This window comes from Helicobacter pylori (genome assembly GCF_002832345.1).
Classification (GTDB): domain Bacteria; phylum Campylobacterota; class Campylobacteria; order Campylobacterales; family Helicobacteraceae; genus Helicobacter; species Helicobacter pylori_CP.
On record NZ_PHLZ01000025.1, the window covers coordinates 21,800 to 33,045 of the forward strand.

Genomic DNA, 11,246 nt, shown 5'->3' on the forward strand with positions numbered 1-11,246 from the left:
AAAAGCGATTAAAAAACATATACATATTAAAGGCATAAATTTTAAAATAAAGCTTTAAAGCCTGGATTCTAACAAACGCTTCGTATAAGCGTGCTTAGGGTTGTCAAACACCTCTTTAATAGCGCCCATTTCTACGACTTTCCCCTCACTTACCACTAACACCTTATCACAAAACGCTTTGATCACATCTAAATCATGGCTGATAAACAAATAGCTCAAATCCTGCTTTTCTTGTAAATTCAACAATAATTCCAACACGCTTTTTTGAATGCTTTTGTCTAAAGCAGAGGTAGGCTCATCTAAAAGAATGATTTTAGGTTTTAAGGCAATCGCTCTAGCGATCGCTACTCTTTGGCGTTCCCCTCCGCTGAGCTCATAAGCGTAAAAGTTAAGCAATTCAGGGTTTAAACACACTTCTTCTAAACAAAGTTCAGCTAAACGGTGCCATTCTTCTTTGGAAGCTTTAGGGTAAGCAAAGTGCAAGGCTTCTATTAAAATGCTTTGAATGCTTAAGCGAGGGTTTAATGAGGCGTAGGGGTCTTGAAACACCATTTGCAAGATCTTGCGGTAGGGTTTGAACGCTTTAGAATTTAAAAGCCCCACGCTTTGGCCTAAAATCTTTTCTTCCCCGCTGTTTAGAGCGAGTTTTAAAAGCCCTAACGCTAGAGAGCTTTTCCCGCTCCCGCTTTCGCCAATGATGCCGATGTTTTCTTTGGCTTTGAGGGAAAAATCCACTGATGTGATAAGGGGTTTTTTTAAAGAAGGTCTAAAAAAGCGTTTTTGCAAGTAATAAACGCTAAAATCTTCCACCTCTAAAAGCGTCTCGTCTAGCGCTTTTAAATTTTTAGCGGGCAAGTTAGAAGCTTGAATCAAGAGTTTTGAATATTCGTACTTAGGGTCATTAAAAAGCTCTTTGGTGGAATTGGTTTCTACTATCTCGCCTTTTTTTAACACATAAACCCTATCAGCCAAGCGTTTGACCGCCTTTAAATCATGGCTAATGAATAAAAGAGCGATGTTTTTTTCCACGCTCAATTGCTTGAGCAAGTCTAAAATCTGGTTTTGGATTTGCGCATCTAATGCGGTGGTAGGCTCATCGCAAATGAGCAGTTTGGGCGCATTAATAATGCCCATAGCGATACACACCCTTTGGCGTTGCCCTCCGCTCAATTCATAAGGGTAACGATCCAAAAATTTTTCGTCTAATTGGACTTGTTGCATGGCGTTTAAAACTTGTTCTTTAAGGAGCGTTTTAGAAGCGTTTTTATGGTGTAAAAAATAGGCTTCACTCATTTGCTTGCCGATTTTATGCAAGGGGTTTAGGCTGGATAGGGGGTCTTGAGCGATGTAAGCGATCGCATTACCCCTTAAATGCTGCATAAATTCTTCGCTTTCTTTTAAAAGGTTGGTTGTTTCAAACAGCACTTCGCCATTATGGGGCTTGAATCTGGGGTTTAAACGCATGATGATATTAGCGATAGAGCTTTTCCCGCTCCCGCTCTCGCCCACGATCGCCACCCTTTCGCTAGGATTTAACGAAATATTGATGTTTTGGAGCGAAAAATGCGCGTTTAAAACGCAGTTCAAGTTTTTGATTTCTAGCATGTAACCCCTTTATTTGAGCATGTTAGCGTTGAAAGCATCGCGCACCCCTTCGCCAATGAACACCAAAACAGAAAGCAACAAGCTAATGGCTACAAACGCAACGATGGCTAAATGAGGCGTGGTGAGGTTATCCTTGCCTTGATTGACCAATTCGCCCAAACTCGCGCTCCCTATAGGCATGCCAAAACCCAAGAAATCCAAAGACACTAAAGTAGAAATACTGGCCGCCATTAAAAACGGCACATAAGTGATCGTCGCCACTAAAGCGTTGGGTAAAACATGGTAGAAAATGATTTTTAAATCATTCACCCCAAGCGCTCTAGCGGCTTTGGTGTAGTCCATATTCCTTGCTTTTAAAAACTCCGTGCGCACGACTTGAGAAAGCCCCATCCAGCTAAAGAGCAAGACTAAAAATAAAATGATCCAGAAATTAGAATTAAACGCGCTAGAAATCACAATGAGTAAAAAAAGCATGGGGATCGCGCTCCAAATCTCGCTCAACCTTTGCCCTACTAAATCTATTAACCCTCCATAATACCCCTGAAACGCTCCCAAACTCACGCCAATAAGAACGCTAAAAAGGGTGAGTAAAATCCCAAACACTAACGAAACCCGATAGCCATAAACCAGTCTGGCTAACACATCTCTGGCTTGATCGTCTGTGCCTAAAAGGTGTTTGAAGCTTGGGGGGGTGGGGGCAGGCGAGTCCAAATCCATAATGATCGTATCGTAGCTATAAGGGATGAGCGCATGGATGATGAAAGCGTCTTTTAAAAGCGTGTTTTGCACATAAGGATCGTTATAGTCCGTAGGGGTGAAAAAATCGCCTCCAAACTCCACTTCCGCATAGTTTTTAAACATAGGGAAATACGCTTTATTGTCTTTATAGATGAATAAAGGGCGATCATTCACCCACAAGGGGGCTAAAAGAGAAAGTGCTAATAAAGCGATAAAAAGATAGAGTGAAAACACCGCCCGCTTATTCTTTTTAAAACTAAGAATGCGCATTTTAAACAAACTGCTCACGCTCAAACTCCCTTGATGAAAAACAATTCCTAAGATTATAATTAATTATGGGTAATACTAGCAAGAAAACGGGTCTGATTAATAAAGAAAGAGAATAAGCGTAATAATGGTGGAGTGTAGGGGGTTCGAACCCCTGACCTCAACGCTGCCAGCGTTGCGCTCTCCCAACTGAGCTAACACCCCAAATAAAATTAAGCGAGCATTATAACATTTTGCTTAAAAGATGTCAATTTGATGCTTTTTTGAAACACTTAATAGCAAATTAAGAATGATTGTTTTAAAATTAGAAAGTTTCTTTTATGGATTAAGTAAAATCACTTATCAAAGCAAAAAGGATATTTTTGAAAAACCACTCCTTTAAAAAAACGATCGCTCTTTCCTTACTAGCGGGCATGTCTTTGTGTAACGCTGAAGAAGATGGGGCGTTTTTTGTCATAGATTACCAAACGAGTTTGGCCAGACAGGAATTGAAAAATCCAGGCTTCACCCAAGCGCAAGAATTAAAGCAGTTAATCAGAGATGGGGCTGTGAGGTTGCAAACTTCTGCCATTCCCTTATCCTACTACTTGGATATTTTAGGGAATAAAACAAAAATTCTTTTGAGTGAAAGCGTGAAAAACAGCTCACAAGCGCAACCATCGCAACCAAACGGACAACCAAACCAAGCTTTAGTCAATTTAGAGCAATCTCTAGGGATTTTAGGAAAACTATTGGATCTGTCCCAACAATACGCTAATCAGGGTGTCATTAAGCCTTTGGTGGTGGATGTGGGGAACAAACAAATCGGTATCACTGATAGCATGCTCTTAGTGGCTCAAAACATCGTTTTAGCTTTAGGGCAGGTGGATTTGAGCAAAATCCAACAAAATAATGGTAACGGACAGCTATACGAAAACATCATGAAAGTCATGCTTTTAGGCGCGGGTGGGACTAATGGAGCGTATAACGGCGTGAGTGTGGGCGATATTGCCACAGGCATGCAAAATTTTTCTTCGCAAACGGGCTTGATAGGGGCTAATTCTACGGTGAGTGAGCTCAACGCTTTGATTAAGAGCGGGATTTCTTTGGATCGTGAGACTTTGAGGTTAGGGAGTTTTATTGAAAAAAATATTTGTAGCAGCGCATCGTCTTGTTTTAGCCAAAACCAGCTTATCTATAAGAAAGGGCTAGACAGAGTCATAAACATCATCAATACGAGCTTAGGCCAGTTTGAATCTTCGGCTAGTTCTCTTTATAAGATTTCTTATATCCCTAACCTCTTTTCGCTCAGAGATTATCAGTCAGCGAGCATGAACGGCTTTGGGGCTAAGATGGGTTATAAACAATTTTTCACCCATAAGAAAAATATCGGCTTAAGGTATTACGGGTTTTTGGATTATGGCTATGCGAATTTTGGCGATACGAATTTAAAAGTGGGAGCGAATCTTGTTACTTATGGGGTAGGAACGGATTTTTTATACAATGTGTATGAACGCTCTAGAAGGAGGGAAAGGACTACGATCGGCCTTTTCTTTGGCGCTCAAATTGCAGGGCAAACTTGGAACACGAATGTAACGAACCTATTGAGCGGGCAAAGGCCTGATGTCAAGTCTAGTTCGTTCCAATTCTTGTTTGATTTGGGCGTGCGCACCAACTTTGCAAAAACCAATTTCAACAAGCACAGGCTAGACCAGGGGATAGAATTTGGGGTGAAAATCCCTGTTATCGCTCATAAATATTTTGCAACCCAAGGCTCAAGTGCGAGCTATATGAGGAATTTTAGCTTCTATGTGGGCTATTCAGTCGGTTTTTAAGGAAGGCTCTTGATGAAAAACACCAATACAAAAGAGATAAAGAATACAAGAATGGAAAAAGGTCAATACCACGCACTCAAAAAAGGGCTTTTAAAAACCGCTCTGCTTTTTAGCCTTCCTTTAAGCATAGCGTTAGCTGAAGATGATGGTTTTTATATGGGAGTGGGCTATCAAATCGGTGGCGCGCAACAAAACATCAATAACAAAGGCAGCACCCTAAGGAATAATGTCATTGATGATTTCCGCCAAGTGGGCGTGGGTATGGCAGGGGGTAATGGGCTTTTAGCCTTAGCGACAAACACGACCATGGACGCTCTTTTAGGGATAGGCAATCAAATTGTCAATACTAATACAACTGTTGGCAACAACAACGCAGAGTTAACCCAGTTTAAAAAAATACTCCCCCAAATTGAGCAACGCTTTGAAGCGAATAAAAACGCTTATAGCGTTCAAGCCTTGCAAGTGTATTTGAGTAACATGCTTTATAACTTGGTTAATAATAGTAATAATGGCAGCAATAATGGAGTCGTTCCTGAATATGTAGGGATTATAAAAGTTCTCTATAATTCTCAAAGTGAATTCAGTCTCTTAGCCACGGAAAGCGTGGCGCTTTTAAACGCGCTTACAAGAGTGAATCTGGATAGTAATTCGGTATTTTTAAAAGGGCTCTTAGCCCAAATGCAGCTTTTTAATAACACTTCTTCAGCAAAGCTAGGCCAGATCGCAGAAGACTTGAATAAGAGCGGTGGTGCAGGGGCCATGCTTCAAAAGGATGTGAAAACCATCTCGGATCGAATCGCTACTTACCAAGAGAATCTAAAACAGCTAGGAGGAATGCTAAATAATTACGATGAGCCCTACTTGCCCCAATTTGGGCCAGGTAGAAGCTCTCAGCATGGGGTTATTAATGGCTTTGGCATTCAAATGGGCTATAAGCAATTTTTTGGGAACAAGAAGAATATAGGCTTACGGTATTACGCTTTCTTTGATTATGGCTTTACGCAATTGGGCAGTCTTAGCAGCGCTGTTAAAGCGAATATCTTTACTTATGGCGCTGGCACGGACTTTTTATGGAATATCTTTAGAAGGGTTTTTAGCGATCAGTCCTTGAATGTGGGGGTGTTTGGGGGCATTCAAATAGCGGGTAACACTTGGGATAGCTCTTTGAGAGGCCAAATTGAAAACTCGTTTAAAGAATACCCCACTCCCACGAATTTCCAATTTTTGTTTAATTTGGGCTTAAGGGCTCATTTTGCCAGCACCATGCACCACCGGTTTTTGAGCGCGTCTCAAAGCATTCAGCATGGGATGGAATTTGGCGTGAAAATCCCGGCTATCAATCAAAGGTATTTGAAAGCGAACGGGGCTGATGTGGATTACAGGCGTTCGTATGCGTTCTATATCAATTACACGATAGGTTTTTAAGCTCTTTTTAGGGCTTATAAAGAGGCTTTTTTACTTTTTTTTGGTATTCTAACAAGCTTTTAAACAATCCAATCTACTTTGTTTTAAGGATAATATTTTATGGCAGATGTCGTTGTGGGGATCCAGTGGGGAGATGAGGGGAAGGGAAAAATTGTTGATAGGATCGCTAAAGATTATGACTTTGTGGTGCGCTATCAAGGCGGGCATAACGCTGGGCATACCATTGTGCATAAGGGGGTTAAGCATTCTTTGCATTTAATGCCCTCAGGGGTTTTATACCCCCAATGCAAGAACATCATTTCTAGCGCGGTGGTCGTGAGTATTAAAGATTTGTGCGAAGAAATCAGCGCGTTTGAGGATTTAGAAAATCGTTTGTTTATCAGCGACAGAGCCCATGTGATCTTGCCTTATCATGCCAAAAAAGACGCTTTTAAAGAAAAATCTCAAAACATCGGCACGACTAAAAAAGGCATAGGCCCTTGCTATGAGGATAAAATGGCGAGGAGTGGGATAAGAATGGGGGATTTATTAGACGATACCATATTAGAAGAGAAACTAAAAGCGCATTTCAAAGCCATTGAGCCTTTTAAAGAAGCGTATGATTTGGGCGAGGATTACGAAAAAGATTTGAGGGAGTATTTTAAAACTTATGCTCCAAAAATTTGCCCCTTTATCAAAGACACGACAAGCATGCTGATGGAAGCGAACCAAAAGGGTGAAAAAATCCTACTAGAAGGGGCGCAAGGCACGCTTTTAGACATTGATTTAGGGACTTACCCTTTTGTAACAAGCTCTAACACCACGAGCGCTAGTGCATGCGTGAGCACCGGCTTAAACCCTAAAGCGATCAATGAAGTGATAGGCATCACGAAAGCCTACTCCACTCGTGTGGGTAATGGGCCTTTCCCTAGCGAAGACACTACACCCATGGGCGATCATTTAAGGACTAAGGGCGCGGAGTTTGGCACGACAACCAAGCGCCCAAGGCGTTGCGGGTGGCTGGATTTGGTGGCTTTAAAATACGCTTGCGCTTTGAATGGTTGCACGCAATTAGCTTTAATGAAATTAGACGTTTTGGATGGGATTGATGCGATTAAGGTGTGCGTGGCTTATGAAAGAAAGGGCGAAAGATTGGAGGCTTTCCCTAGCGATTTGAAAGATTGCGTGCCAATCTATCAAACTTTTAAAGGCTGGAAAAAAAGCGTGGGCGTGAGAAAATCAGACGATTTAGAGCCAAACGCTAGAGAGTATGTTCGTTTCATTGAAAAAGAAGTGGGGGTAAAAATTGGCCTTATTTCTACAAGCCCTGAAAGAGAAGACACGATTTTTCTATGAAAAAATTCGCTTCTGTGTTGGTGCAATTAAAAACCCTTGCGTTAGAAAAAATAGAGCAAAAGCTTGAAAGCAAGCGTTTAGAATTGCAACAAAAGGAGCGAGAAATTTTGGACAAACAAGCCCAATTGAGCGCGTTTAAAAACCCTGAATTGGGGGGAATGAGCCTTTTTTTACAAATCCAGCAATTAAAAAGCGCTCTAAGAATGGAGATAGAATATTACCAACAAGAGGGCGAGAATTTAACTAAGGATTTAAAAATTTTAGAAAAAGATTATCTTTTGGCTAACCAGGAATTAGAAAAAGCTAAAATCATTTTAGAAAAGGAAAAGCAAAAAGAAAAGGAAATTGTGGAAAAAAAAGAGCAGGCTCTTTTGGACGAAAACGCCATGATTTTACACTGGCAAAAAGAGGGCTTGCATGCGTAAAATCTTGTTAATGGGCTTGATTTTGCAAGCGCTCTTTAGCGAAGAAGCCGTGCAAGAATTGTTGCAATGCTCTGCGATTTTTGAATCTAAAAAAGCCGAATTGAAAGAGGATTTGCGCCAATTGAGCGAAAAAGAGCAGTCTTTAAGGATCTTGCAAACCGAAAACGCCCGTCTTTTAGATGAAAAAAACGATCTGTTAAGCAAAAAAGAAAAAGAAGTGGAAGAAAAACTGAAAAATTTAGCGGCTAAAGAAGAAGCCTTTAAAACCTTACAAACGGAAGAAAAAAAACGCCTTAAGAATTTGATAGAAGAAAATGAAGAAATTTTAAGAGAAATCAAGCAAGCTAAAGACAGCAAGATTGGCGAGACTTATTCTAAAATGAAAGATTCTAAATCGGCTCTGATTTTAGAAAATTTACCCACTCAAAACGCCTTAGAAATTTTAATGGCACTAAAACCCCAAGAATTAGGCAAAATTCTAGCCAAAATGGATCCTAAAAAAGCGGCGGCTTTGACAGAGTTGTGGCAAAAACCCCCAAAAGAAAATAAAGAAAACCAAAAAACCACAGATCCCACGCCCCCCACACCACCCACGCCTCCCAAAGAGCCAACCCTAAAAGATCCTAACACCAAAGAGCCTGCAGGGGTATGATGTTCATTGTAGCAATTTTAACGCTGGCGTTTTTAATCTTTGTCCATGAATTAGGGCATTTCATTATTGCTAGGATTTGTGGGGTGAAAGTGGAAGTGTTTAGCATTGGTTTTGGCAAAAAACTCTGTTTTTTTAGGCTTTTTGGCACGCAATTCGCTTTGTCCTTGATCCCGCTTGGGGGCTATGTGAAATTAAAGGGCATGGATAAAGAAGAAAATGAAGAAAATGAAATTAATCAAGCAAATGATAGCTACGCGCAAAAAAGCCCTTTCCAAAAGCTATGGATACTATTTGGGGGGGCGTTTTTTAATTTTCTTTTTGCGATTTTAGTGTATTTTTTTCTGGCATTGGGCGGGGAAAAAGTCTTACTGCCAATCATTGGCGATTTAGAGAGTAACGCGCTAGAGGCCGGGCTGTTAAAGGGGGATAGAATCCTTTCTATCAACCATCAAAAAATAGCGAGTTTTAGAGAGATTAGAGAGATAGTGGCGCGTTCTCAAGGCGAGTTAATTTTAGAAATAGAGCGGAACCATCAGATTTTAGAAAAACGGCTGACCCCTAAAATCGTGGCGGTAATAAGCGAATCTAATGATCCTAATGAAATCATCAAATACAAAATAATAGGCATTAAACCGGACATGCAAAAAATGGGCGTTGTCTCTTATTCCGTGTTTCAAGCGTTTGAAAAGGCCTTGAGTCGGTTTAAAGAGGGCGTTGTTTTGATTGTGGATTCTTTAAGGCGTTTGATTATGGGGAGTGCTTCAATTAAAGAATTGAGTGGGGTAATAGGCATTGTGGGGGCGTTAAGCCATGCCAATAGCGTGAGCATGCTTTTGTTGTTTGGGGCGTTTTTGTCTATCAATTTAGGGATTTTAAATTTATTACCCATCCCCGCTTTAGATGGGGGGCAAATGCTAGGGGTTGTTTTTAAAAATATTTTTCATATCGCTTTGCCAACACCCATACAAAATGCGTTGTGGCTAGTGGGGGTGGGGTTTTTGGTTTTTGTCATGTTTTTAGGGCTTTTCAATGACATCACTCGTTTGCTATAAAAGGGGGAGTTGATGCATGTATTGAGCGTGAGCGAAATCAACGCGCAAATCAAAGCCCTTTTAGAAGCGACTTTTTTGCAAGTTAGGGTTCAAGGGGAAGTGAGTAATTTGACTATCCATAAGGTGAGCGGCCATGCGTATTTTTCGCTCAAAGACAGCCAATCAGTCATTAGATGCGTGCTGTTTAAAGGGAACGCTAACAGGCTTAAATTCGCTTTAAAAGAAGGGCAGGAAGTGGTTGTTTTTGGGGGTGTTAGCGTGTATGTTCCAAGGGGGGATTATCAAATCAATTGCTTTGAAATAGAGCCTAAAGATATAGGTTCATTAACTTTAGCTTTAGAGCAATTGAAAGAAAAATTACGCCTTAAAGGCTATTTTGATAAAGAAAATAAATTACCCAAACCGCATTTTCCTAAACGAGTGGCAGTCATCACTTCTCAAAATTCAGCCGCTTGGGCGGACATGCAAAAGATCGCTTCCAAACGATGGCCGATGTGCGAATTGGTTTGCATCAATACTCTAATGCAAGGGGAGGGGTGCGTTCAAAGCGTGGTGGAGAGCATCGCTTATGCGGATAGTTTTCATGACACAAAAAACGCTTTTGATGCGATTGTAATGGCTAGGGGTGGGGGGAGCATGGAGGATTTGTATTCTTTCAATGATGAGAAAATCGCTGATGCATTGCATTTGGCTAAAACCTTCAGCATGTCAGCTATTGGGCATGAGAGCGATTTTTTATTGAGCGATTTAGTGGCGGATTTAAGGGCTTCTACGCCTTCAAATGCGATGGAGATTTTGCTCCCTAATAGCGATGAATGGTTGCAAAGACTTGATGGGTTTAATGTGAAATTGCACCGCTCTTTTAAAACTTTGCTCCATCAAAAAAAGGCGCATTTAGAGCATTTAGCGGCCTCTTTAAAACGATTGAGTTTTGAAAACAAGCACCATTTAAACACCTTAAAACTAGAGAAACTAAAAATCGCTTTAGAAAATAAAACATTAGAATTTTTGCGCTTTAAAAAAACGCTTTTAGAAAAAATCTCTATTCAAGCATTGACAAGCCCTTTTTTACAAACTAAAACAGAGCGCTTAAACAGGCTAGAAAACGCCCTCAAACTCGCTCATGCCAATTTGAAATTACCCCAATTCGGGGCGTTTGTGAGCAAAAACCATCAAGCGGTAGAATTAGAGGCATTAAAAGCGGGCGATAAAATTGAATTGAATAATGAAAAAGCCAGAGCGAGCGCTGAAATTTTGAGCGTGGATAGGGTGTAGGGGTTTGAAAAATAAGATTTAAAATAAAATAGATTTTGTTTTTAAAATCTCGTATCCACTTCTTTCAATGATCTTTTCTAAACGCAATAGCATGATGTTTGAAATCGTGTTTTGATACCCCTTATTTTTTAAAATGCTAATAGCTTGCGGATTATTTTTAATTTTTTCTTCTTTTTAACACAAATAAAAAGACCAGTTCAAACAATGATCCCTATTAACTTCCATAACCGCTTGCGCTGTTGTCCCACTGCCTGCAAAAAAATCTAAAATAATAGAATCTTTAGGGGTGGAGCATAGCAATAAATATTTAATCAATCCTACAGGTTTTGGTGTCTTAAAAAGCCCCTTTAAGCCTAATTTTTCTAAATCTTTTGTGCCTTGTCGGCTATAAAAATCCAACACGCTCAAACAATTATCTTGCGATTCTTTTAGGTAATATTTTTCATAAGGGCGGTTATTCTTAAAAATAAGTCTGTTTTGATAATATAACTTCTTAAGCTTTTCATCGCTGCTCCACCCTCTGCTTTTTAAGGTTTTCACAGACTTTTCAAAAACGACGCTAAGATCGCAGAGAGCCTAAAGCCCGCTACAACGAAAAATTTAAGCCAAGGTTTAGCCACCTCGTTAAGCGGAGCGTTAAGATACCAATGGACTAAAT

9 protein-coding genes, 1 tRNA gene and 1 pseudogene are annotated in these 11,246 nt (G+C 40.3%); 7 read left to right on the forward strand and 4 right to left on the reverse strand.

Annotation, left to right across the window (positions count from 1 at the left end; all coding sequences use genetic code 11):
- Positions 1-54 precede the first annotated feature (54 nt).
- From nikE to CXY28_RS07175, 3 genes are all read right to left on the reverse strand, one after another.
- On the reverse strand, positions 55-1,605 hold the full coding sequence (nikE, locus tag CXY28_RS07165; RefSeq protein ID WP_100980219.1) for a nickel ABC transporter ATP-binding protein NikE: 1,551 nt from the start codon (positions 1,603-1,605) through the stop codon (positions 55-57).
- A 9-nt stretch (positions 1,606-1,614) separates the two neighbouring features.
- Positions 1,615-2,637 carry an ABC transporter permease gene (locus tag CXY28_RS07170; protein ID WP_000116880.1) on the reverse strand — a complete coding sequence of 341 codons (1,023 nt, stop codon included), beginning with the start codon at positions 2,635-2,637 and terminating at the stop codon, positions 1,615-1,617.
- Positions 2,638-2,738: 101 nt separating this feature from the next.
- Positions 2,739-2,814 (reverse strand) — tRNA-Ala (locus CXY28_RS07175).
- 158 nt (positions 2,815-2,972) lie between these two features.
- Between CXY28_RS07175 and hopF the strand changes: the two genes are divergently transcribed.
- The 7 genes from hopF (at position 2,973) to xseA (ending at position 10,588) form a co-directional block, all read left to right on the forward strand.
- A complete protein-coding gene (hopF, locus tag CXY28_RS07180) occupies positions 2,973-4,424 on the forward strand; it encodes a Hop family outer membrane protein HopF (protein ID WP_100980221.1) in 1,452 nt (483 codons plus the stop codon).
- A gap of 12 nt (positions 4,425-4,436) precedes the next feature.
- Entirely contained in the window at positions 4,437-5,849 is a 1,413-nt protein-coding gene (hopG, locus tag CXY28_RS07185) for a Hop family outer membrane protein HopG (RefSeq protein ID WP_100980223.1), read from the forward strand.
- Between the two features lie 99 nt (positions 5,850-5,948).
- Positions 5,949-7,184 carry an adenylosuccinate synthase gene (gene purA / locus CXY28_RS07190; RefSeq protein ID WP_100980225.1) on the forward strand — a complete coding sequence of 412 codons (1,236 nt, stop codon included), beginning with the start codon at positions 5,949-5,951 and terminating at the stop codon, positions 7,182-7,184.
- Positions 7,181-7,609 (forward strand): flagellar export protein FliJ, encoded by a 429-nt coding sequence (locus CXY28_RS07195; protein WP_100951296.1) that lies wholly within the window; start codon positions 7,181-7,183, stop codon positions 7,607-7,609. Before purA ends, CXY28_RS07195 begins: the two co-directional genes overlap by 4 nt.
- A complete protein-coding gene (locus CXY28_RS07200) occupies positions 7,602-8,261 on the forward strand; it encodes a MotE family protein (RefSeq protein ID WP_100980227.1) in 660 nt (219 codons plus the stop codon). Before CXY28_RS07195 ends, CXY28_RS07200 begins: the two co-directional genes overlap by 8 nt.
- On the forward strand, positions 8,258-9,313 hold the full coding sequence (gene rseP, locus CXY28_RS07205; RefSeq protein WP_181233356.1) for an RIP metalloprotease RseP: 1,056 nt from the start codon (positions 8,258-8,260) through the stop codon (positions 9,311-9,313). The genes CXY28_RS07200 and rseP overlap by 4 nt, the downstream gene beginning before the upstream one ends.
- A gap of 12 nt (positions 9,314-9,325) precedes the next feature.
- Positions 9,326-10,588 (forward strand): exodeoxyribonuclease VII large subunit, encoded by a 1,263-nt coding sequence (gene xseA / locus CXY28_RS07210; protein WP_100980229.1) that lies wholly within the window; start codon positions 9,326-9,328, stop codon positions 10,586-10,588.
- An 18-nt stretch (positions 10,589-10,606) separates the two neighbouring features.
- Here xseA and CXY28_RS07215 read toward each other — a convergent pair.
- Positions 10,607-11,128, reverse strand: a pseudogene (locus tag CXY28_RS07215) (DNA methyltransferase); the annotation flags it as partial.
- Between the last annotated feature and the right edge of the window lie 118 nt (positions 11,129-11,246).

What these genes read in the sequence shown, in the direction of transcription:
- CXY28_RS07200 (WP_100980227.1), top strand. Translation starts at nt 7,602, where the DNA reads ATGCGTAAAATCTTGTTAATGGGCTTGATTTTGCAAGCGCTCTTTAGC.
- nikE (WP_100980219.1), bottom strand. Translation starts at nt 1,605, where the DNA reads ATGCTAGAAATCAAAAACTTGAACTGCGTTTTAAACGCGCATTTTTCG.
- hopG (WP_100980223.1), top strand. Translation starts at nt 4,437, where the DNA reads ATGAAAAACACCAATACAAAAGAGATAAAGAATACAAGAATGGAAAAA.
- CXY28_RS07195 (WP_100951296.1), top strand. Translation starts at nt 7,181, where the DNA reads ATGAAAAAATTCGCTTCTGTGTTGGTGCAATTAAAAACCCTTGCGTTA.
- xseA (WP_100980229.1), top strand. Translation starts at nt 9,326, where the DNA reads ATGCATGTATTGAGCGTGAGCGAAATCAACGCGCAAATCAAAGCCCTT.
- rseP (WP_181233356.1), top strand. Translation starts at nt 8,258, where the DNA reads ATGATGTTCATTGTAGCAATTTTAACGCTGGCGTTTTTAATCTTTGTC.
- purA (WP_100980225.1), top strand. Translation starts at nt 5,949, where the DNA reads ATGGCAGATGTCGTTGTGGGGATCCAGTGGGGAGATGAGGGGAAGGGA.